Source organism: Deinococcus hopiensis KR-140, assembly GCF_900176165.1.
GTDB lineage: Bacteria > Deinococcota > Deinococci > Deinococcales > Deinococcaceae > Deinococcus > Deinococcus hopiensis.
The window spans coordinates 1,307,681-1,328,145 of record NZ_FWWU01000009.1 but is presented as its reverse complement, the minus strand read 5'-3'; the positions used below and the strand labels follow the sequence as shown (position 1 = coordinate 1,328,145).

Here is a 20,465-nt window from a genome sequence, read left to right as displayed (position 1 = left end):
GAACAGGCCATCGCACTGGGCGACAGCATATTTACGGTCTTCAATGTCCTGCACCATTTGGGAGGGCCGAACTTCATACCCGTTTCAGATAGACGCCAGCCCTCCAGAGCAGGCGTTCTCCTGAATGCCGCAAGGCGCAGGACTTCAGGCCCTACCCTCTCCCCTTCTGCCTATCCCACGCCGCGAACGTCCCGCCCTCTTCCGCCAACTGCTTCAGCAAAGGCGCGGGCGTCTGGCCGTGCTTTTCAAGGGCGGCGGCGACGTTCTTCAGGCCCACCTCGTCGGCGTAGCCCATCGGGCCGCCCCGGTAGGCGGGAAAGCCGTAGCCGTAGATGTAGATCACGTCGATGTCGCCCGCGCGCTGGGCAATGCCTTCCTCCAGAATCTTCGCGCCCTCATTGACCAGCGAGTACACGAGCCGCTCGGTCAGTTCCTCCTGCCCGATTTCGCGGGGTCGGATGCCCTTCTCGGCGCGGTGGTCCTCAATCAGCTTCTGCACGTCGGCGTTGGGCGAGGGCCGCCGCTTCTCGTCGTAGTCGTAGATGCCGCCACCCGTCTTCTGGCCCTTGCGTCCCGTTTCCACGATGCGGTCCAGCCAGCCGTCGGGCTTGGGCTCGCCGCGCACCTTGGCCTGGTGCGCGCGGATGGCGTAGCCGATATCCAGGCCCGCCATATCGCTCATTTCAAACGGCCCCATCGGCAGGCCGAGGGCGTGCATGGTGGCGTCGGCGTCTTGGGGCCGGGCCCCTTCCTCCACCAGCTTGCGGGCCTCGTCGCCGTAGCGGTGGATCATGCGGTTGCCCACAAAGCCGTCGCACACGCCCACCACCACGCCGACTTTCTTGATTTTCCGGGCCAGGGCGAGGCAGGTGGCAAGGACGGAATCGCTCGTTTTGTCCGCCCGCACGATTTCCAGCAACTTCATCACGTTGGCGGGGCTGAAGAAGTGCAGGCCGATGACCTGTTCGGGCCGCCCAGTGACGGAGGCGATCTCGTTCACGTCCAGCGTGGAGGTGTTTGTGGCGAGAATCGCGCCGGGCTTGGCGACCGCGTCCAGACGCGTGAAAATATCCTTCTTCACGTCCATGTTCTCGAACACGGCCTCAATGATGAGGTCCGCGTCCGCGAGGTCTTCCACGTTCAGGGTGGGCGTGAGGAGGCCCATGCGCTGCTCCACCTGCTCCACCGTCAGGCGGCCCTTTTTGGCGGTGTTCTCGTAGTTGCGGCGGATGACCGACAGCCCACGGTCCAGCGCCTCCTGCGCCGTCTCCACGATGGTGACGGGCAGGCCCGCGTTCAGGAAGTTCATGGCAATGCCGCCGCCCATCGTGCCCGCACCGATGATGCCCACCTGCCTGACGTCCGTGGTGGGCGTGTCTTTCGTCAGGCCGGGAACCTTGCCCGCTTCCCGCTCGGCGAAGAAGATGTGGCGCAGACCACGCGACTGCGGGGAGTCTTTGGCCTGCATAAAAAGGCGGGCCTCACTGTCCCAACCCACGGCAAAGGGCTGGGTGGCGGACATCTCGGCGAGGTCCACGATGAGGGAGGGCGAGAGCTGACCCCGGTGCGTCTTGAGGATGCCCTGGCGCGCGGCCCCGAACACCTGGGGGACAGCGTCCGTCACGGTCCGCTCGCTGACGCGGGGCAGGGGGCGGGCATCGGCGTGGGCACGGGCAAATTCGACGGCTCCCGAGCGCAAGTCACCCTCCACCAGGTCGTCCACCAGGCCGAGGTCCTTCGCCTCGGTGGCCTTGATGGGATTGCCGGAGAGCATCATCTCCAGCGCCTTTTGCACGCCCACCACGCGGGGCAGGCGCTGGGTGCCCCCCGCGCCCGGCAGCACGCCGAGTTTGACTTCGGGCAGGCCCATCTGCGCGTCCTTCACGGCCACCCGGTAGGTACAGGCGAGGGCCACCTCCAGGCCACCGCCCAGCGCCGTGCCGTGAATGGCGGCGACGGTGGGCTTGGGGAAGGCGTCCAAGCGCGAGATAAAGCCGCGCAGGTCCGGGGCCTGCTCGCGGGGCAGGTCGAAGGTCTTGATGTCCGCTCCCGCGATAAAGGTGCGCCCGCCGCCGATGATGACCACGGCGCGAACCTCCCCGGCCGACTCAGCGGCGTCCAGGCCCGCGTGAAGGCCCTCGGGCACACCGGGAGAAAAGGCGTTGACGGGCGGATTGTTGATGGTCAGGACGAGAACGTCACCCTCACGGGTCTGGTCTACGATGCTCATGCGTTACCTCCTGAAGCGTGGCAGGCACCGGGAGAACCCTTCACCCGGCCAGAGACGGCGTGCCGGAAGCCGGGGGCCTGACCCCCACGTTGCCCTCCGCTCTGCATGTGCGCCCATGCTTCCATGCGGGGACGGCGGGGGTCAAATACGTGGACGTTCACGATGTACGTAGACGTTCACTTTCTGGGGGACAGGGGGAAACCTTCGGTTATGCTGCCTTTCATGACCCAGACCCCAACCGGCCAGACCATGCGCGGCATCCTCGTCGAACGCCTCGGTCCGCCCGAGGTGATGCAGCTGCGCGACCTCCCCGTGCCTCAACCCGGCCCCGGTGAGGTGCGCCTGAAGGTGGAGGCGGTGGGCATCAACTTTGCGGACGTGCTGGCGGTGGCGGGCGAATACCTGACCCGCACACGCGTGCCCTACACGCCGGGCATGGAGTTTGCAGGCGTGGTGGACATGCTGGGCGAAGGGGTGACCGGGGTGCAGGTGGGGCAGCGGGTGGCTGCGCTGGGCGGACGCGGCAGCCTGGCCCAATACGCGGTGTGCCCGGCGGCAGGCCTCGTGCCCGTTCCCGAGAACCTCAATGCCGCGCAGGCCGCTGCCTTTCCGGTGTCGTACTTCACGGCCTACCACGGCCTGAAGACGCTGGGACGCGGTGTGGCGGGCGAGTGGGTGCTGGTGCAGGCGGCGGCGGGAGCGCTGGGCACGGCGTCCATTCAGCTGGCGAAGGCCCTCGGCATGCACGTGGTGGCGATGGCAAGCACCGAGGAAAAACTGGAGATTGCCCGCGGGCTGGGCGCAGACGTGACGCTGCTGCAAGATGACCCCGACCGGGTGCAGAAGGTGCGGGACGCGGCGGGCGGGAAGGGCGTGCCCCTCCTTCTGGAAGTGGTGGGCGGCAAGCGGTTTCAGGAAAGCCTGGACATGGCGGCCCCCCTCGGGCGCATCATCGTGATCGGCAACGCCAGCCGCGAGCAGGCCAATCTGCGTCCCTTTGAGCTGATGAAGCGCAACCTGACGGTGACGGGCCTCTGGCTGACTCCGCTGATGACGGACCGCGAGGCCACCCGCGAGGCGGCCGAGGTCCTGACCCGCCTGGTGGCCAGCGGGCAAGTCACGCCCCAGGTGGGGCCGACGTATGCCCTGGCCGATAGCCCCCGCGCCTTTCAGGACATTCTGGACCGCAAGACGACGGGCAAGGTGATCATCGAGCCGGGGCGGTAAACCGGGCCGGGGCGTGCAGGAAGGCGCGGTCAGCCAACCCCCGGGCTTTACACTGCCGGGGTGAAACGAACAGGTCTTATGGTGGCCGTCGCAGCGGCCCTGGCGCTGGGAACAAATGCGGGGGCGCAGCTCTACAGCACCCCTGCCGAGGTGACGGCCAATCCGCTGGTGAAGGGCTTTACGGTCAGCGGCCTCACCCTCAGCCAGGGCCAGACCAGGGTAACGTTGGACCTGGCCGGGGGCCGGCTGGTGGGGCTGCTTGTCCAGGGGCAGGGCGCGCAGGAGGTGGCGCGCGGCCTGGTACTGGCCTGGGGCGGCGAGGAGAAGAACGTCGCCGACTTGGCCCGCTCCCTGGGCGCGGAGGAGGTGAAGGCGCAGGCCCGCACCGCCCAAGGCTTCGCCGAAGACAGCGAGGGCACCGTGCTGCGCCTCAAGGTCACGGGCAGCGGCAACGCCGAGCGCTGGAGCGCCTACACCTCGCTGCTGATTCACCCGGACAGCGCCTTTCCCACCACGGCCAACGCCGAGGGCAATTCCAAGGCCCCGAACGTGCTGCGCGTCTTCAGCGATTTTCAGTGCCCCTACTGCAAACGGATGTGGGACACGGCGCACCGGACCTGGGCGGCGCAGCCGAACGTCTACCGCGTCGTGCATTACCACTTTCCGCTGGAACAGCATGAGAACGCCGAACCTGCGGCCATCGCCAGCGAGTGCGCGGCGGCGCAGGGCAAGTTCTGGCCCTACGCGGACCAGCTCTTCAGCCGAGTCGAGGACTGGGTGCCCCAGCCCAACCCCACGGCGAAGTTCGTGGAGTATGCCCGCGCCCTGAAACTGAACGTGGGCACCTTCCAGAAGTGCCTGACGAGCGCCGCGCCCCGCACCGCCGTCCGCGCCCAGTATGCGGCGGGCCTGAAGGTGGACGTGCGGGGCACCCCCAGCGTCTACCTCAACGGCGTGCAGATGCAGGACTACAGCGACGCAGAAGAAGCGGCCCTGATCCGCACGGTGACGGCGGCTTCTCCAAGTGCGGCGCAGGTTATCGAAGCCCGTCTGAAAGCGCTGCGCTAGGCTCCGGCCCGCTCAGGCGCCTGGAGGAAAATGCTCCACCTCAATGCTCCCCGGGAGAACACGAAAAAAACCGTTTGGCACGCCACGGCGCCTGAACACCCCTCACGCGTAGCGTGGGCCTCCTTGGCCCAGATGTCCAAGTGCGGACTTCTTTTTGACCGAGCCCAGCAAACGAACTTGAATGAGCGTTGGGAGAATGGAGCCGTGAGGGGTGCCCTTCCACGCGCGGCGCCCCATTCTCCCCCATGCTCGAAGCACGGTGGGCCACGGTGCAGACCACCTGAAGCGGTACACCACGCACAGTCCCCACACCCGTCTTGGACCGTTTGCCAAGCTGCTGGAGGAGTTGCCCCCAGGCGTTCAGGACCTCGCCCAGGTGGTGCGCGGACTTCTCTTCCACTTCGGCGGGGGGCCGGTGTACGGAGACGACGTGCAGCGCTCCGCTGATCACACCGCGCCCCCTTGAAGAGCGTCTGGTCGGCTGCTGCCGGGACTCCGCCCTGCTGCTCACCCGCCTGTTGCGCCGCCGGGAGATTTCCGCCCGCATACGCCGGGGCGACGCGCGGCACTTCGGTCCCCACTTTGCCGACGTCCATGTGGTTTCCGAAGTCTGGAAGCCCAGCTGGGGGCGGTGGGTCCTGGCCGCCCCCAACAGGACGAACTGCACATACGGACCTTCGACCCCCACGGTATTCTGCGCTCTTCCTTTCCCAGGGCCGCTGACGTCTGGCGGCGGGGCAGGTGGGAGTTCAAACCGCCGAACGGGGCCTGCGGACTGCGGGCAGTCCAGCACCAGCTGCTGTTTGACCTCGCCTCCCTGCAGAAGGTGGAGCTTTGGCACGGCGACCACTGGGGCCTGCGGGCAGTGGGGCCAGACCGTCAGGCCTCTCCGGAAGATCCCGAACTGCTCGACGAGGTGGCGCGCCTGCTGAACCCCGAGCAACGCGGAGAGGAGCTGAACCGGCCCACAGGGCCCCTGTCTCCAGGTCCCAACCGAGGTGTGGCACACTCCGTTCGGCACTCCGGAGACCCCGGCGGTCCTGAGGAAACTGCCCTGAACGCTTCCGTTTACGAAAACAGCCGCAACAGCGGACGCCACCACGGAATCATCAGCAGCACGGTCAGCAGGGCCAGGCCAGACCACAGCGCCGCCGCACGAAAGGGGGCCTGGCTGCCCTTTGCCCGCTTGCTGATGGCGCTGGCGAGGGTGGCGAACACGGCGGCGATCAGGCCGAGGCCCAGGTGCTCCCACCGAAAACTGGCGCGGGGGGCGTCCCCGAACACCCGCCCTCCCTGCGAGCCCACCAGCGCGAACAGCAGCAGCCCCAGCACGAGCTGAAGGTGAACCGTACCCGCGAACATCACCACCGGGCGGCGGTCTGCGGGCGTAAGGTCCTTCCCGCCGCCCACGCCGCCCAGCGAGCGAATCAAGGCCCACAGGCCGGTAAGCAGCACCAGCCAGCGGTTGATGTTGTGCAGGGTCAGGAGAATGGTGTAAAGCGTCGCCATGTCCGGCAGGGTAAGGGATGGAGACCGGGACAGACGAGCCGCCCAAAGGAGCGAACGCCGGGCGGTGGAGCGGCCCAGCTTCTGCTGCAGTGTCAGCACACCGGTAGACTCCGGGTTGTCCTTACGGTAAAGCGCCACACCCTGTTCACGGTCTTGCCAGACGCCACGCGCGTCAGCGGAGCTCCAGCCCGATGCCTTGCGCTTGCCCCCGCACCAGAAGCTGGGCCGCCGTCAGCGAAGACTCGATGGGGGCGCGCTGGTGTTCCGGCTGTCGCCACCGCTGCCCATGCCGCGTGGCTGCACTTCCGCTCCTCTGGGCGTCAGGGCTGGAAGGGGGAGCTGGGGCGACGCGGAACGCCGTCCTGCCTCGCCCCGAACTGCAGCCAGTCCCGCAGGTTGGGGGAACGGTTCAAGTTGAGCGCCGCCCGCATCACGTCACCCACCCGTTTCACCGCAGCGGCCAGGCTGACCTGCCGCTCCAGGGTGTAGAACCCGCGCGGCGTCACCGCGTCCTGGGCGTGAAAGCTGCAGGGACCGGAACGCCAAGGTAGACCGTCTGCGAGCCACCTCAATCCGACGAGTCGCTGGTCTGCACCACACTGCCGACGGTCCGGGCACGAACAGGCGTGGCGGCAGTTCCAGCGGCTGCGGGGGGAGTTGACCGGCTGCCTCAGGCGGGACTGCGCGGTGAAAGGGCTGTACCCGAACCCGAGGGCCATGCAACACGGGTTTGCGCGGCGGCGAGGGCGGCGGGCGTGGGCTGGGCCTGGGCCACGGCCAGGGAAAGGGTCCGCCGGGCGGTGAGGGCAAAGGGCCTCTTCACCCCGGGCAGGAGAGGAGCGGGGGGAAACCACCGAAGGGCGTTTCTGGGAGCAAACGCGTCCGGCAAGCCTACAAACGTCCGAACCCGCGAGGCTGCAAATGTGGAGGCTGGGGGCAGAGGCACACCGCGCCTGCCCCTGGCCCCAGATGCCCTCAGCCCGCCTGACCCACGAGCGGGGAGATGGCCCGCGTCTCCCTCAGCGCCGCCCACGCGGCCCCCACCGCCGCGCCGCGCTCGAAGTTCACGCCCAGCCCAGCGAAAGCGTCTTCCAGAATGCCCGCAATGCCCAAGGCGTCGTAGCGGTCAGCGTAGCCCAGGGTGGAGATGCGGAACACCGCGTCTTCGTGGGGAGCCTGGCCGGGGAGGGCGCGCTGCCCCATCTCCGCGAGGCGGGCCGACACCTGCCGTCCGGTCAGCGGAACGGGGGGCCGCAGCACGGCGACGGCGGGCGTGGTGCGGGGGGCCCAGGCGCGGGCACCGAGGGCAGTTCCGGCGGCGGTCAGCGCGTCGGCCTGCCGCCGCTTTTCGGCCCACAGCACTTCCAGCGGCACGGAAAGCAGACGGTCCAGCGCCAGCGAGAGCGCGTAGATCAGGTTGATGGCGGGCGTCTGGGGGGTGCTGCCCGCCTTCTGGCCCTTCAGCTCGCGGGTCAGGTCAAGGTAGAAGCCGCGTCCCGTCGCCGGGATCATGCGCTCCTGCACCTCAGGCGAAAACAGCACGAAGCCGAGGCCGGGCGGCGTGGCCGTGCCCTTCTGGCTGCCGCTGACGATGGCGTCCACCCCCCACGCGGCGGGCCGCAACTCCGCCACCCCGTAGGAGGTGATGCAGTCAGCGATGACGATCAGGTCCGGGTTGTGCGCCTTTGCCGCCCCTGCGATGGCCTGGAGGTCATGCAGCGCGCCCGTGCTCGTCTCGCTGTGGGTGATCAGCAGGGTGTGGGCGTCCTTCGCCGCGCTGGCGATCTCGTCCGGGTCCAGCACCTCGCCCCAGGGCTTCGCCACCAGCGCGGTGTCGTAGCCCAGCCTGCGGCTCATCTCGCCCCAGCGCTCACTGAATTTTCCCGCCTGGGCATTGACCACCTTGCTGCCCTCCGGAGTCAAGCTGACGAGGGCTCCCTCAAAGGCTCCGGTCCCACTGCTGGTGGTAATCACGGCGTCGTAGGGGTCACCGAGCAGCGCGGTGAGCTTGGTGCGGGCCTCCATCAGCTTTTCGATTCCCGCCGCCGCGCGGTGGTGCATCTGCGGCTGGGCAAGTTCCAGCAGCACGCGCGGCTCCACCTCCACCGGGCCGGGGGCGATCAGACGCTGACGGTTCAGGGGCAGGTGGGCCTCGCGCGTGGAGTCGGTCATAGGCCCAGAGTAGCCGCATAAGGAGACGTGCGGGGGGCAGCCGTCTGACCTGCCCCCCTTGCTCAGCGGGGTGCCAATGGCAACAGCCGGATGCCGCCCTCACCGTCGCCACCGATAAGGGTGGTGCCGTCGGGGCTGAGGGCCTCGGGCCAACCGTCCCACACGCGGGTCAGGGCCCCCAGCGTCTTGCCCGTCGCCACATCGCGCAGTTCCAGCCACTCGCGGCCCTGCACGTCCACGCCCGTGCGGCGCACGAGGACGCGTGCGCCGTCGGCGCTAAAGCCCAGGACGCCGTTCGTGCCCAGCAGGTAGGCGGGCGGCGGAACCTCGCGGCCCTCGGGCACAGTGACCAGCCGCCCGCGCGAGGCGAGCAGCCCCCGGCCATCGGGCGTAAAGGTGCCGTAGCCGACACCGTTCAAGGTGGCGCGCGGCTCGCCAGTGCGCGCGTCGAAAATGCGGGTGCGCGTCTGGGCCCGGAACATCGGGGCGAAGAGGCGGCTGTCGGAGCTAAACTCCACGCGGGTGGGCTCCGCGCCCGTCTGGCTGGACACAGTGGTCACGCGCCGCCCGTTCTGCCAGTCCCACAGCTGCGCATATCCCAAGCGGTTCAGGGTCACGAGCCGGGTCCCGTCGGGGCTGAAGGCGAGGCCATGGGTACCGCCCAGCCCACCGCTAAGCACCTTCTGAAAGGTGAAGCCGGAGGGCAGCGCCGACACCTGGGCCGCCGGAGCGGGCGCAACGGGGGGAAAGGTGCTGAGAATGCCGACGCGCCCCTGCCCGGTGCCGGCGTCGGGCATCAGGGCCACGGCCAGCCAGCGCCCGTCGTTACTGAGGGCCGGGGGCACATCCAGCAGCACCTCAGGGGGCAAAAAGACCTCGCGGCGCTCCTCACCGGTAGCGGCGTCAAGCAGGCGGACGTGCGAGCTGTAGCGCCCCCGTACGGCGACGAGGCCGGGGACGGGCGTGCCCGCCTGGGCAGGTAGGGCCCCGGGAGCGACGCCCAGGAGCACGAGGGGATCGGGCGGCACACGGGTTTCGCCGGACACGGCGCGGGCGGTCGGCGCGGCGGTGAGCAGGGACAGCATCCCCCACCGCAGGAGGCGGCGGGATGCGGGGAAGCGGGGATTCACCCGCCTAAGCTAGAGCATGGGTCCTGAAGGCCGCATGAACTTCTTCTCGCGGTCCTCTGAAGGGGGCCCCGACGTACCCTGACGGGTATGCGGATTGTGGTGGTGGGCGGGGTGGCGGCGGGCATGAGCGCGGCGAGTCGGGCCAGGCGGACGGACCCGGACGCGACCGTTACGGTCTTTGAGCGCGGCGGCGAGATCAGCTACGGGGCCTGCGGGCTGCCCTACGTGATCGCCGGACAGGTGGAAAACTTCGGTGACCTGATCGCCCGCACGCCGAACCAGATGCGCGAGCGGGGCATCGACGTCAAGGTGCGCCACGAGGTCAGTGGAGTGGACCCTTCGGCCCGCACCCTCACGGTGCATGACCGCCAGTCGGGCCGCTCGGTCACCGAACCCTATGACCGCCTCCTCATCGCCACGGGATCGAGCCCCGTCCGCCCCGACTGGGCCAGAACGGGCCTCGTGGGCGTTCACGTGTTGCGCGACCTGCAGGACGGTCTTGCCCTCAAGGCGAGCGTGAAAGGAGCGCGCCGGGCCTGCATCATCGGCGGAGGCTATATCGGCCTGGAGATGGCTGAGGCGCTGCGCGAGCAGGGGCTGGACGTGACCATCCTGGAAAAGGGGCCGGAAGTGGCCGGACGTATCCTGGACCGCCTGGACCAGCGCCGCCTGCGTGCCGAGGTGGAAAAGCACGGCGTGGAAGTCCGCTGCGGCTTAACGGTGGAGGCCCTGACGGGAACGCATGGGCGCGTGACCGCCGTGCAGACGAGCGAAGGCCCGGTGGAAACGGACCTCGTGGTGATCGCCATCGGGGTGCGCCCCAACACGGCGCTGGCCGAGGCGGCGGGCGTATCGCTGGGCAAGACGGGAGCCGTCGCGGTGAATGCCCGGCAGGAGACGGACGTGGAGGGCGTCTACGCGGCGGGCGACAACTGCGAGGCGCAGCACCGCGTCTCCGGCAAGCAGGTCTATATCCCCCTGGGCCTCACCGCCAACCGCATGGGGCGCGTCGCGGGGGTAAACATGACGGGCGGCGACGCGCACTTTCCCGGCATCGTGGGCACCGGCATTTTCAGGACCTTTAACCTGGGTGTAGCCCGCACCGGCCTGACGCAGGCCGAGGCCGAGGCGCTGGGTCTGGACGCCGCCAGCGTGGATGTGGATAGCACGGACCACGCGGGCTACTTCCCCGACGCCGCACCCATCCACGTCCGGATGACGGGTGAGCGCGGCAGCGGGCGGCTGCTGGGGGCGCAGCTGCTAGGCCAGCCACACAGCGTCAAGCGCGTGGACGTGGTGGCGGCCCTGCTGCACGTGGGCGCGGGCGTGGAGGACCTTTTTGGCAGTGACCTCGCCTACGCCCCGCCCTTTTCCACGACGTGGGACGTGCTGCTCGTGGCGGCGGACCGGCTGCGGCGGGAGCTGGGGGGGGAGGCCACTCCACTTCGGCGCTGACGCCCAGACCGCCGGCTTCCAGGGTCTGATGCGGTTTCCGGACCATCCGCCACCTCCGCTTCGGGAATTCCACGCCTCTCCGCCACCGTTTTTCCTGCTCGCTCCGCTTGGGTTGACCCGCTATTTCATCACGGATGAACCGGAATCTTTACGAATCAGGCGTTTGTGCAGCCACGCGGCCGCCTCCTGGCAAGTGGAGGTCCTCCCGTTCAAACAGCTTCAGCGCCGCGCCGTGTAGGCGTCCAGCGCTTCAGGAGCTGAACCGCGCCCTCCAGTGCGCCCGGCAACGAGGCGGGCCCCGGGCCGCAGGGCGGGCGGCTCCGGTCGGCGCGTGCTCCTGGAGGGATGTGGGGCGAGCACCTCCTCAACCGCATCTGGCGGCGGAAGGTGCTGGACGTGAAGACCACGAATGGGCGCTGGGCCGTACAGGCCGAACTGCGAAACGCCACCGCGGTGCCTCCACACCGCACAACGCGGGCATTCACGGCAGCGTGAGCGCCTTTCCTCAACCTCTCCAACAGCTCCAGCCTCAGCCTCGGCGGCGCGCGGGCCGTCTTCTTCGGTCAGTTCGCCTTCAGCGCCGTGCCTCCGGCGGGGCTGCCGCCTACGCCTTTACCTTCAACTTCACCGGTACGGGCAAGGGGACCGAGCCGAAGAAGTTCCCACTGCCCATTGACCTTGCCGAGTACAACAAAAACCGCAAGGACTTCGCGGATAGGGCGTGTTACACGGCCGCCGACCCCAGCGTTCGGGTGAGCCCGACCTGCAAGAAATAGAGCCACATGGGGCGGGCGGGACGCGCCGTTCTCGCCGCACGTCCCGCCCGCCCCTGCCGGGATTACACCCGAATCAGATACGCCGAGTCGATCACGTCCAGGTCCCGGATCGCCTGCAGCTGCTCGGGAGTCAGGCTGTCGTCGAGCGTCAGGGTAAACAGGGCCTGCCCGCCCTTCTCAGCGCGGCCCAGGGCCATCCCGGCGATGTTGATGCCCCAGGTGCCCAGCAGGTTCGACAACTTGGCGACGGCCCCCGGCCGGTCCTGGTTGGAGGCGACGAGGATGTGCCCTTCCGGAGCGAGTTCTACCCGGAAGTCGCGCAGGCGGGTCAGGCGGGGGCTGCGCCCGAAGACCGTGCCACCCACTGTGCGGGTGCGCTGGCGCTCGCCTTGCGCGCCGCTCGTGACCTTCACGATCACTTCGGTCTGGTAATCGGGGCTGTCGGCCACCTCACGCACGGCGAGGTTCAGGCCGCGCTCCTTGGCGAGCGCCCGGGCATTGATCATGTTGGGCCGCTCGTCGGTGGAGCCGCTGAGGTAACCCACGAGGGCCGACGTGACGACGGGCGCGGGATCGGCGGGAAACTCACCCCGGAAGGTGATTTCCAGATCGTGCGCGCCGGGCAGCAGCTGCGCGAGGATACGCCCCAGCTTCTCGCCCAGTTCCAGGTAACCGCCCAGCACCTCCATCGTCTTGGCGTCGAGGGCGGGGGCATTTACCGCACCCCGGCTAACGTCGCCGTGCAGCGCGGCCAGCACGCGCCCCACGATCTCCGCGCCCACCCGTTCCTGCGCCTCCCGCGTGTTCGCCCCGAGGTGCGCCGTGATGCCCAGGTTGGGCGCGCTCAGGAAGGGGTGCTCGGGCACGGGCGGCTCCTCGATAAACACGTCCACGCCCGCACCGAAGAGGTGGCCGGAGTGCAGCGCGTCCACCAACGCCTGCTCCTGCACGATGCCGCCGCGCGCCGCGTTCACCACGATGGCGCCGGGCTTCAAGAGGGCCAGTTCCCGCGCACCGACCATGCCCAGCGTTTCCTCGGTCAGGGGTGTGTGAACCGTCAGGAAGTCCACCCGCGAGAGCAGCTCGTCAAGGGAAGGGGCCCGCTCCACGCCCAGGCGCTCAAACTTGTTCTCGGGAACGTAGGGGTCAAAAGCCACCACGTTCATCCGCAGGCCCTGGGCGCGGTCCGCAATAATGCTGCCGATGCGGCCCAGCCCGACGATACCCAGCGTCTTGTCCTTGAGTTCCACGCCCAGGAACTTGCGGTCCCACTCCCCCGCGCGGGTCTTGCGGTCCGAACGGGTGAGCCCACGCGCGGCGGCGAGCAGGTGCATCAGCGCGAGTTCGGCGGCCGAGACGTTGTTGCTCTCGGGAGCGTTCAGCACCAGGATGCCCCGCCGCGAGCAGGCGTCGAGATCAATGTTGTCCACCCCCACGCCGCCGCGTCCGATTACCTTCAGGCGCGGTCCGGCGGCCTCCAGCAGTTCGCGGTCCACCTTGGTGCGGCTGCGGGTGATCAGGGCGTCGTACCCAGGCAGACGGCGCAGCGTCTCCTCTCGGGGGAGGTTGCCCTCGTAGTCAATCTCGAAGCCCTCGTGCTGGAGGTTGCCTGGGTTCATCTCGTCGCAGATCAGCACGCGCAGGGGCACAGTGTGGGTCTGCTCGGGGCTGGTCAGAACGGAAGCCGTCATGGTTTCAGGGTAAGCCGCCCCTGCGCCCGGCGTGGGGATTTGGCTAGGGGGAGCGTATGAATGCGCCCCCCTCCTCGCCTAAGTATTTGTTAAGGTAGATATTAATTTTAGGTTGACCTAAACTTACGGCATGTCTTCACTCCGTTCTCCTGGGCCCGTGCCCGAACCGCCTGCCCTGCACATGTCCACCCTCGACGCCCGCATGACCGCCCGCGCCGCCGAGATCCTCAGCCAGCGTGGAGAAAAGCGGCGCGGGCTGGGGCGCGTGGCGCCGTTTCTGGGTCCGGCCATCATCGCCTCCATCGCCTATATGGACCCCGGCAACTTCGCCACCAACATCCAGGGCGGGGCCCGCTTCGGCTACTCGCTGCTGTGGGTGATCCTGGCCGCCAACCTGATGGCGATGCTGATTCAGAACCTCAGCTCCAAGCTGGGCATTGCCACGGGCAAGAATCTCCCCGAAGTAATCCGCGAGCGCTGGCCCCGGCCCCTGGTGTGGCTGTACTGGGTGCAGGCCGAGGTGGTGGCGATGGCGACCGACCTGGCTGAGTTCCTGGGTGCGGCCCTCGCCATCCATCTGCTCACCGGCTTACCGCTGATCTGGGGAGCGGCGATCACGGGCGTGCTGACCTTCGCGCTGCTGGGGCTGCAAAAGCGCGGCTTCCGCCCGCTGGAAATCGCCATTCTGGGCTTCGTGCTCGCCATCGGGGTGGCGTACCTCGTGCAGTTCGTGCTGGCGCATCCGGGGATGGCGGCGCTGGGCGGTTTCGTACCCACCTTTCAGGGCAAGGAGGCCGTGTACCTGGCCGTGGGCATCATTGGGGCCACCGTCATGCCCCACGTCATCTACCTGCACTCGGCACTGACGCAGGGCCGCATTCCCACCCGCACGGACGAGGAAAAGGTGCGGCTCTCGCGGCTTAACCGCATCGACGTGCTGATTGCCATGGGCTTTGCCGGACTGATCAACATGAGCATGCTGGCGGTCAGCGCGGCCACCTTCTACAAGGGGGGCGTGGCAAGCGACGGCAACCTGGAAACGGCCTACCGCACGCTGACGCCGCTGCTCGGCCCGGCCGCCGCCATCGCCTTTGCAATCGCGCTGCTCGCCAGCGGCCTGAGCAGCAGCGCCGTGGGCACGATGGCCGGACAGGTCATCATGCAGGGCTTCGTGGGCTTTCATATCCCGATCTGGCTGCGCCGCACCATCACCATGCTGCCGGCCTTCGTGGTGATCTTGATGGGTCTGGACGCCACCTCCACGCTGGTGCTGTCGCAGGTGGTCCTGAGCTTCGGCGTGCCCTTCGCCCTGGTGCCCCTCCTGATGTTCACCGCCCGCCGGGACGTAATGGGCGTGCTGCAAAGCCGTCCCCACATCACGGCACTGGGCTGGTTGTTCGCGGCGATCATCATCGGACTCAACGGATACCTGCTGTGGGGAACGTTCGTGAAGTGAGGCGGGCGGCTGGAGGGCGCTACAGTTTTGCCTCCCGCTCCAGCGCCTCCCGCAGCCGCCGCCGGTACTCCTTCCCCCCCACCTCGTAGACCCCCAGCCGGGCGAGGTGGGGGTTTTGTATCTGGGCATCAAGCAGCGTAAAGCTCTGCGCGTGCAGATGCCCGGCCAGCCGCACGAGGGCCGCCTTGCTCGCGTTGGTCACCCGGTGAAACTTGCTTTCCGCGATAAAGGCTCCGCCGAGGGCCAGGCCCAGGATGCCGCCCGCGAGTTCTCCATCCCGCCAGACCTCAAAGGAATGGGCCAGTCCCGAGTCGAACAGGTGGGCGTACATCGCTGCGAGGGGCGGACTGATCCACTCGCCGTCGCGCTCGGGCGCGCCGGGCAGGCGGCCCCGGCAACCCTCCACCACGTCCCCGAAAGCGCTATCCACCCGGACCTCAAAGCGGTCCAGTTCCCGCCGCAGTCGCCGCGCCACATGCAGGCCGTCCGCCTCGGTGAGGGGCACCAGCGCCCGCGTGTCTACCCCGTACCACTGCACGCCGTCGCCGTTGTCCATCAGGAATGCGCCCGAGGCGTACCCCCGCGCCACCTCGCGCGTGAGGGGGTCCGGATGCTGGAGAAAGGCGGAGGCTGGGGGCATGGAGAAGGTGCTTATCCTACCGCGCCGTCCCTCGGCCCTCCACCAGCCGAAGCGCGGTGATCAGGCCGTTCCGACGCGCTGCATCCCCAACCCATGAGTAGCGCAGGCTGCCAAGCCGGGGAAGGGATGAGGCCAGGGCAGAGGGCGGCCCTCTGCCCTGGCCTCATCCCTTCGGGTACAGCACCGCTTGCGTGCAGCGGAACAGCGCGATCACCTTGCCGCCCGGCGTGCGGACCTCGGCGTCCCAGACCTGGGTGGTGCGCCCAGTATGAACGGCGCGGGCCTCGCAGGTCACCACGCCTTCGCGGGCAGTGCCCAGGTGGTTACTCTTGAGTTCGATGGTGGTAAAGCCATTTGCGCCCTCGGGCAACAGCAGGCGGGTGCCGTAGCCGCAGGTGGTGTCCGCCAGCGCAACCACGCTCGCCGCGTGCAGAAAGCCGTTGGGCGCGAGGAGCTCGGGCCGCACGGTGAACTCGCTTCTGAGCAGCCGCGCCTCGACTTGCGTAAAGCGGATGCCGATCAGCCCGGGCAGGAAACCCGAGCCGAATTCGCTGAGTTGTTCGGGGGTGGGAAGCATAGGGAGAGGCTACCAGCCTCCAGCCGCCCATTAAACCGCTCTTGCTGGCAGCTGGAGGCTGGCCGCCGGCGACTCACTTCGGCCAGATCCGGTTCATCCACCCCGCTGGGGCCGTGCCCTCGCCGCGCACGCGGATTTCGAGGTGAAGGTGGGGCCCGGCGCTCAGGCCTGTGCTGCCCACCTCACCGAGTTTCTGACCGCGCGTGACCTTTTGCCCCGGCTTGACAATGACCTTGCTCTGGTGGAAATACAGGCTGGTCACGCCCGCACCGTGGTCGATGACCACCAGTCCGCCACGCACGGGGTACTTGCCCGCCAGGATCACGGTGCCGTCGTTGACGGCCGTCACGGGCGTACCGACGCGTGCGGGGTAGTCGGTGCCGTAGTGGTACTGCACCGGCCCACCCGCCACATAGGTGCGCGGCTGACCAAAGGCGCTGCTCTGGGCGCCAACCTGCGCCGCGGGCCGAAAGGGTTTGGTCCAGGCCTGCGGCGTCCGCAGGGCGTACGCCTTTTCGACGGCAGCGTCTTCGGCCTTGCGCCCAGGGTCTTCAAGCTTGCGGCTGATCGCCGGGGGCAGGTTGAGGTGCTGCACCGTCTGCCCGAGCCCAGTCACCGGAATGCTGCCGCGCACCAGATCGCCGCCTACCCGCACCTCGTACACGGCGGGCGTGGTCTTGCCCAGCACCACACGCCCCGGTACCACGTATTCCCCGGCAGCCCCAATGGGGGTCAGCACCTCGTTTGGCCTGCGCACATCCTCGCCCACCTCGCTGGGAAAACTGACCGTGGCCTGCCCGGCACGCGGCCCGCTGAGGTGCAGCACGAAGGCGTCGCCCATGCGGAGGCTGGCGGGAGCGCTGACCGTCACCCCGGCGAGCTGCGCGGTGCCGGGGGGAAGGGGACGGGGCAATGGTGCGGGGGTGCCTGCCGGGGTCAGGGGCGGCGTGGTGGAGGCCGCTGCAGGCGGAGGTTTGGCCGGGGCCTCCCCCGTCAGCCGCAGCACTTGCCCCACCTCAATGGTGGTGCCCGTCAGGCCGTTGAGGCGCATCAGCTCGGGCACGGTGATGCCGTTGGCGCGGGCGATGGAATACAGGGTGTCTCCGGGTTTGACCGTGTAGGCCCCGGCCACGCCGGTCAGCAGGGCAGCGGCGAGCAGCAGGACATGGCCCAGGGGACGGAGTGTCATGGGCGGCAGGATAGCGGGCCCTGCCAGTCCATGCGTGAAGGTTCACCTCACTCTGCCGTATCCAACACCAGCGTAACCGGGCCGTCGTTCGTCAGGTCCAGCACCATATGCGCGCCGAAGATGCCCTCCCCCACCGACACGCCCTGCGAGCGCAGCGCCGCGTTAAATTCCCCATACAGGGCGCGGGCGAGGTCCGGCGCGGCGGCTCCGGTAAAGCTCGGCCGATTGCCCCGGCGCGCGTCGGCATACAGGGTGAACTGGCTGACGCTCAGTACCCCACCGCCGATGTCCAGCACGCTGCGGTTCATCCTGCCCGAGTCGTCACCGAAGACGCGCAGCTTGACGATCTTGGCGGCGAGGGCGCGGGCCGTTTCGGGCGTGTCGACCGGGGCCACGCCCAGCAGCACCAGAAAGCCGGGGCCCGTCTCACCCGTGACTTCACCGTCCACCGTGCAGGTGGCGCGCGTTACCCGCTGCAGCACGGCGCGCATGTCAATTGCCGAGGCGCGCGCGCAAAGCACCGATGGCGTCGGTGAGCAGTTCGGCTTCACCGAAGTCGAGGTTGCCGCGCGTCTTTTCGGCCAGCATGGTGAGCAGTTTCAGCGAGCGCTCGGCCGTCTGCCGCGCGCGGCCCTCTGTCAGGAGGCCGTCGCGGGCAGCGCTGGCGGTAGCGGCGTTGAGTTCGCCCATGGCCGCCTCGGCGGTGGCTTGGAGGGTATTCACGAGTCCGACGAATTCGGGGTGGGGCATGGGGAAAAGCTATCAGCCCTCCGCCGTCACTGGTCAGGAAGGAGCTTGAGGATGCGAAAGGCTGGGGCTGCGGCGCCCGATTCTTCCGCCGGGTGCGTCAGCTTCCGGGATGTGGGCGAATGGGGCAGCCGCATCGCCGGAAGGCCTGTGATGCGTTTTCCGGATCATCCGTTCCGTTCCCTGAGCTCCGCTTCGCTCCGGCGATTCCACGCCTCCGCGTCACGGTTTTTCCCGCTTGATCCGCTCAGTTTATCGGTGACTTGATAACGGATGAGACGCAGTCCTGATGGTATTCCCGTGACAGCTCCTGCCTGGGGGCAAGCCGGACCACCTGCAGGAAGGACACCGGCTCGCCTGACGCGGTCCTCAACCTGCGGCGGGAACCTGGCCGGGCGGACGCTGCACCAGACGCCCGACTGCCGCTGCTGGCCGCTGCTCCACTGCACCTCAAGCAAGGGCCGAATGGCCGTGGCGGCCCTCGCCGTGCTGGGCCCGGAGGGGGAATAGATTGTGGAGGAATACCTGCTTGGCGACGGCGAGGTGCGGCGTGCGTGGATTGAGGCGGCGCTAAACAGCCGGAAGGACGTGCCCGCTCAATTCCCCAGGCGCGAACCGCCAAGCCCTCCAACGCCGCCTGCCGGTGCCAGAGCGCTGAGCACCCCTCAACCTCTACACCTCCCGAACAGCAACGGCGCGGGTGTCGCAGCAGGCCAGGAGGTTTTCCGAGCCGCCCACCAGCGGAAAGGTCATCGGGTGATGTTCGTCCACCGGGCCGTGCGCCAACAGGTGATTTCAGCGCATACGCCCAGCAAACGCAGAAGTTTTGCGCCCCACCGCCTGCTTGAGCGCCGGGATTTCCCCGGCGGCGTCGGCGATCCGGACCATACGGGTGTTCCCGCACCACGCCCCAGCTCCGCGGACCGCAGCCCACCGGTATCCAGCCTGAAGCCGCGCGCCGTCTCCCGCCGCCCAGCGCCAGCCCGGGAACCGTTCGCCACGCCCGTCCAGCACTCCAGCTTGTCCAGGAAGTTGGTGCGGCCGCTCAGCACCGGGGTGTGCCGCATCCGCTCGGCCATGTGGTGATCGAAATGCTGGTCTCCGCTGCGGGCGGGGTGGAACGTCCCGAACAGGGCCTCCTGACTGCGGCCTGGCCCCCCGGAAGAACCGTCCAGGCAGGGCGGATGACCCACGACCGGTTGTGGCATGACGCTCCTCCTACGCCAGGTCGCCTCAGAACAACAGCGGCTGGTTGCCCACGGGCACCGGCGGACCGGGCCGCAACCCCTCCGGTTCCTTCTCGCCCCGCAGCACCGCCGCCACCTCGCGGATATCGCGCCAGGTCAGGCTACGGGGGCCTCCCACGGCGCGCGATTCGTGCCGCAGCAGGTAGGCGGGATGAAACAGGGGCATCAGCAGCGCGCCGTGCGCCCCATCTCCACAAGAAAAGGGAAACCAGGTGCCGCGCAGCCGGGTGATGCCCTGCCGCGTACCGAGCAGGAACTGGGCGGGCGCGTTGCCCAGGGTCAGGACGACGCGTGGGCGCAGCAGGTTCAGGCGTGGCCTCAACCACAGCCGCGTGCAGGCCTCCACCTCGTCTCCCCACGGAGCGCGGTCTCCCGGTGGACGGCACTGAACCAGGCTGGTGAGGTGGACCTCCTCGCGGGTCAGCTCCACGGCGGCCAGAATGCGGTCCAGCATCTGCCCGGCCGGTCCGGCAAAGGGGTGGCCCAGGCGGTCCTCATCGCCGCCTGGGGCCTCACCCACAATCAGGAGGGGCGCGTCCGGCCTGCCACCTGCCGCCACCACCCCCGAGCAGCCTGGGCGCAGGCGGCAGGCCGTGCAGGTCCGGGCCTGCTCTTCCAGGGTGCTCAGGGCGGTGGGACGGGCGTCCGCTTCGGCCACGCTCACGCCCAGGTCAACCCGTGGGCGCCGGGTTCTGGAGCTTGGGGCGCTTGCTGCGCGCTTCCCGGCGCGTTTTGGGGTCCAGCCCCACAAGCAGGAAGAAGTTCTCCAGCGCGTTCTCGCGGCCCTTGAGATCCGGATGCTCGTGCTCTGGGGTGCCAGTGGCGAAGGGGAGCTGCCGGTACAGCGCCAGTGCGTGCGCCACAACGTCCTCAGTAGCGTGCGACTCGGCGTAGGTGCCCAACGCCACGTAGACCTCGCGCCGGCTCTCGGCGTGCTTCAAAAAGGCGTCGGGGTGGGGCGTCTCAGGCGCGCGCAGCATGTCCTGCCGGGCGATGCGGCGGTAATGCTTCAGGCCTTGCAGCAGTTGTTCCGTGGTCAGGGGTTCTTTCATGGAGCCTCCTGCAAAAAGAGAATGGGGAGGGGAAGTGGGAGCAGCGCCGTTGACTCCGAGTATAGAGCCGTCCCTCCCACCGTCCACACCACCCCAGAGGGGCGCTTTCCCATGAAAACATCCTGGGAGGCTGGCAAAATTCCAGCCTCCTTTTATGTCATGAGGATCATGAGATCGCGTGAATAGGCCTCTTCGCCTTGATGCCCGCCTGGTCGCCGTTTTCCTGGCCCCGTTAGAAATGAGTCAGAATCTGAGAAGCTTGAGGACAAGCGCGGATTTTATCCGTATTCATCGTGATC

22 protein-coding genes are annotated in these 20,465 nt (G+C 68.4%); 7 read left to right on the top strand and 15 right to left on the bottom strand.

The genetic code is table 11. The features are described from left to right. Positions 1-151: 151 nt before the first annotated feature. Positions 152-2,230 (bottom strand): 3-hydroxyacyl-CoA dehydrogenase NAD-binding domain-containing protein, encoded by a 2,079-nt coding sequence (locus B9A95_RS20005; RefSeq protein WP_084048886.1) that lies wholly within the window; start codon positions 2,228-2,230, stop codon positions 152-154. A gap of 222 nt (positions 2,231-2,452) precedes the next feature. Between B9A95_RS20005 and B9A95_RS20000 the strand changes: the two genes are divergently transcribed. The 3 genes from B9A95_RS20000 to B9A95_RS19990 all read left to right on the top strand — a co-directional run bounded on the left by B9A95_RS20000 (position 2,453) and on the right by B9A95_RS19990 (position 4,991). Next, positions 2,453-3,457, top strand: a complete 1,005-nt coding sequence (locus tag B9A95_RS20000) for an NADPH:quinone oxidoreductase family protein (RefSeq protein WP_245808401.1) — start codon at positions 2,453-2,455, stop codon at positions 3,455-3,457. Between the two features lie 60 nt (positions 3,458-3,517). Further along, positions 3,518-4,525, top strand: a complete 1,008-nt coding sequence (locus B9A95_RS19995) for a DsbA family protein (protein WP_245808400.1) — start codon at positions 3,518-3,520, stop codon at positions 4,523-4,525. 211 nt (positions 4,526-4,736) lie between these two features. Continuing rightward, a complete protein-coding gene (locus B9A95_RS19990) occupies positions 4,737-4,991 on the top strand; it encodes a hypothetical protein (RefSeq protein WP_084048884.1) in 255 nt (84 codons plus the stop codon). Positions 4,992-5,593: 602 nt separating this feature from the next. Here B9A95_RS19990 and B9A95_RS19985 read toward each other — a convergent pair. The 5 genes from B9A95_RS19985 to B9A95_RS19970 form a co-directional block, all read right to left on the bottom strand. Continuing rightward, positions 5,594-6,034, bottom strand: a complete 441-nt coding sequence (locus B9A95_RS19985; RefSeq protein WP_084050854.1) for a hypothetical protein — start codon at positions 6,032-6,034, stop codon at positions 5,594-5,596. 320 nt (positions 6,035-6,354) lie between these two features. Then, positions 6,355-6,540, bottom strand: a complete 186-nt coding sequence (locus tag B9A95_RS19980) for a hypothetical protein (protein ID WP_084048883.1) — start codon at positions 6,538-6,540, stop codon at positions 6,355-6,357. Positions 6,541-6,704: 164 nt separating this feature from the next. Next, the gene (locus B9A95_RS34005) at positions 6,705-6,857 is read right to left on the bottom strand and encodes a hypothetical protein (protein WP_170928724.1); all 153 of its coding nucleotides are present in this window, start codon (positions 6,855-6,857) and stop codon (positions 6,705-6,707) included. A gap of 152 nt (positions 6,858-7,009) precedes the next feature. Further along, positions 7,010-8,206: an aminotransferase class V-fold PLP-dependent enzyme gene (locus tag B9A95_RS19975; protein ID WP_084048882.1), complete on the bottom strand. Its 1,197-nt coding sequence runs from the start codon at positions 8,204-8,206 to the stop codon at positions 7,010-7,012. A 62-nt stretch (positions 8,207-8,268) separates the two neighbouring features. Then, on the bottom strand, positions 8,269-9,336 hold the full coding sequence (locus B9A95_RS19970) for a WD40 repeat domain-containing protein (protein WP_245808399.1): 1,068 nt from the start codon (positions 9,334-9,336) through the stop codon (positions 8,269-8,271). Between the two features lie 87 nt (positions 9,337-9,423). On the opposite strand from B9A95_RS19970, the gene B9A95_RS19965 reads away from it, so the two are divergent. The 3 genes from B9A95_RS19965 to B9A95_RS19960 all read left to right on the top strand — a co-directional run bounded on the left by B9A95_RS19965 (position 9,424) and on the right by B9A95_RS19960 (position 11,567). Then, positions 9,424-10,791: an FAD-dependent oxidoreductase gene (locus B9A95_RS19965; RefSeq protein WP_084048880.1), complete on the top strand. Its 1,368-nt coding sequence runs from the start codon at positions 9,424-9,426 to the stop codon at positions 10,789-10,791. Positions 10,792-11,136: 345 nt separating this feature from the next. Beyond that, a complete protein-coding gene (locus B9A95_RS34000; RefSeq protein WP_170928723.1) occupies positions 11,137-11,286 on the top strand; it encodes a hypothetical protein in 150 nt (49 codons plus the stop codon). Further along, complete coding sequence (locus B9A95_RS19960) at positions 11,283-11,567, top strand: hypothetical protein (protein WP_084048879.1); 285 nt, start codon at positions 11,283-11,285, stop codon at positions 11,565-11,567. Before B9A95_RS34000 ends, B9A95_RS19960 begins: the two co-directional genes overlap by 4 nt. Before the next feature lie 62 nt (positions 11,568-11,629). Here B9A95_RS19960 and serA read toward each other — a convergent pair whose 3' ends face one another. After that, complete coding sequence (serA, locus tag B9A95_RS19955) at positions 11,630-13,258, bottom strand: phosphoglycerate dehydrogenase (protein WP_084048878.1); 1,629 nt, start codon at positions 13,256-13,258, stop codon at positions 11,630-11,632. A gap of 202 nt (positions 13,259-13,460) precedes the next feature. Between serA and B9A95_RS19950 the strand changes: the two genes are divergently transcribed. Continuing rightward, complete coding sequence (locus tag B9A95_RS19950) at positions 13,461-14,714, top strand: Nramp family divalent metal transporter (protein ID WP_170928806.1); 1,254 nt, start codon at positions 13,461-13,463, stop codon at positions 14,712-14,714. A gap of 19 nt (positions 14,715-14,733) precedes the next feature. Here B9A95_RS19950 and aat read toward each other — a convergent pair whose 3' ends face one another. The 8 genes from aat to B9A95_RS19910 form a co-directional block, all read right to left on the bottom strand. Continuing rightward, the gene (aat, locus tag B9A95_RS19945; protein ID WP_084048876.1) at positions 14,734-15,354 is read right to left on the bottom strand and encodes a leucyl/phenylalanyl-tRNA--protein transferase; all 621 of its coding nucleotides are present in this window, start codon (positions 15,352-15,354) and stop codon (positions 14,734-14,736) included. 163 nt (positions 15,355-15,517) lie between these two features. Next, positions 15,518-15,931 carry a PaaI family thioesterase gene (locus B9A95_RS19940; RefSeq protein WP_084048875.1) on the bottom strand — a complete coding sequence of 138 codons (414 nt, stop codon included), beginning with the start codon at positions 15,929-15,931 and terminating at the stop codon, positions 15,518-15,520. Between the two features lie 73 nt (positions 15,932-16,004). Next, positions 16,005-17,120 (bottom strand): peptidoglycan DD-metalloendopeptidase family protein, encoded by a 1,116-nt coding sequence (locus B9A95_RS19935; protein WP_084048874.1) that lies wholly within the window; start codon positions 17,118-17,120, stop codon positions 16,005-16,007. 47 nt (positions 17,121-17,167) lie between these two features. After that, the gene (dtd, locus tag B9A95_RS19930) at positions 17,168-17,611 is read right to left on the bottom strand and encodes a D-aminoacyl-tRNA deacylase (protein ID WP_084048873.1); all 444 of its coding nucleotides are present in this window, start codon (positions 17,609-17,611) and stop codon (positions 17,168-17,170) included. A 1-nt stretch (position 17,612) separates the two neighbouring features. After that, positions 17,613-17,870 carry a DUF1844 domain-containing protein gene (locus B9A95_RS19925; RefSeq protein WP_084048872.1) on the bottom strand — a complete coding sequence of 86 codons (258 nt, stop codon included), beginning with the start codon at positions 17,868-17,870 and terminating at the stop codon, positions 17,613-17,615. A gap of 746 nt (positions 17,871-18,616) precedes the next feature. After that, complete coding sequence (locus B9A95_RS19920; RefSeq protein WP_084048871.1) at positions 18,617-19,075, bottom strand: hypothetical protein; 459 nt, start codon at positions 19,073-19,075, stop codon at positions 18,617-18,619. A gap of 25 nt (positions 19,076-19,100) precedes the next feature. After that, a complete protein-coding gene (locus tag B9A95_RS19915; protein ID WP_084048870.1) occupies positions 19,101-19,778 on the bottom strand; it encodes a uracil-DNA glycosylase in 678 nt (225 codons plus the stop codon). A 7-nt stretch (positions 19,779-19,785) separates the two neighbouring features. Next, complete coding sequence (locus B9A95_RS19910) at positions 19,786-20,166, bottom strand: hypothetical protein (protein ID WP_084048869.1); 381 nt, start codon at positions 20,164-20,166, stop codon at positions 19,786-19,788. Positions 20,167-20,465: the final 299 nt, after the last annotated feature.

Coding starts and splice junctions, on each gene's coding strand:
- B9A95_RS20005 (WP_084048886.1), bottom strand. CDS start 2,230: ATGAGCATCGTAGACCAGACCCGTGAGGGTGACGTTCTCGTCCTGACC.
- B9A95_RS20000 (WP_245808401.1), top strand. CDS start 2,453: ATGACCCAGACCCCAACCGGCCAGACCATGCGCGGCATCCTCGTCGAA.
- B9A95_RS19985 (WP_084050854.1), bottom strand. CDS start 6,034: ATGGCGACGCTTTACACCATTCTCCTGACCCTGCACAACATCAACCGC.
- B9A95_RS19975 (WP_084048882.1), bottom strand. CDS start 8,206: ATGACCGACTCCACGCGCGAGGCCCACCTGCCCCTGAACCGTCAGCGT.
- B9A95_RS19965 (WP_084048880.1), top strand. CDS start 9,424: ATGCGGATTGTGGTGGTGGGCGGGGTGGCGGCGGGCATGAGCGCGGCG.
- B9A95_RS34000 (WP_170928723.1), top strand. CDS start 11,137: ATGTGGGGCGAGCACCTCCTCAACCGCATCTGGCGGCGGAAGGTGCTG.
- serA (WP_084048878.1), bottom strand. CDS start 13,258: ATGACGGCTTCCGTTCTGACCAGCCCCGAGCAGACCCACACTGTGCCC.
- B9A95_RS19950 (WP_170928806.1), top strand. CDS start 13,461: ATGACCGCCCGCGCCGCCGAGATCCTCAGCCAGCGTGGAGAAAAGCGG.
- aat (WP_084048876.1), bottom strand. CDS start 15,354: ATGCCCCCAGCCTCCGCCTTTCTCCAGCATCCGGACCCCCTCACGCGC.
- B9A95_RS19940 (WP_084048875.1), bottom strand. CDS start 15,931: ATGCTTCCCACCCCCGAACAACTCAGCGAATTCGGCTCGGGTTTCCTG.
- B9A95_RS19935 (WP_084048874.1), bottom strand. CDS start 17,120: ATGACACTCCGTCCCCTGGGCCATGTCCTGCTGCTCGCCGCTGCCCTG.
- dtd (WP_084048873.1), bottom strand. CDS start 17,611: ATGCGCGCCGTGCTGCAGCGGGTAACGCGCGCCACCTGCACGGTGGAC.
- B9A95_RS19925 (WP_084048872.1), bottom strand. CDS start 17,870: ATGCCCCACCCCGAATTCGTCGGACTCGTGAATACCCTCCAAGCCACC.
- B9A95_RS19920 (WP_084048871.1), bottom strand. CDS start 19,075: ATGCCACAACCGGTCGTGGGTCATCCGCCCTGCCTGGACGGTTCTTCC.
- B9A95_RS19910 (WP_084048869.1), bottom strand. CDS start 20,166: ATGAAAGAACCCCTGACCACGGAACAACTGCTGCAAGGCCTGAAGCAT.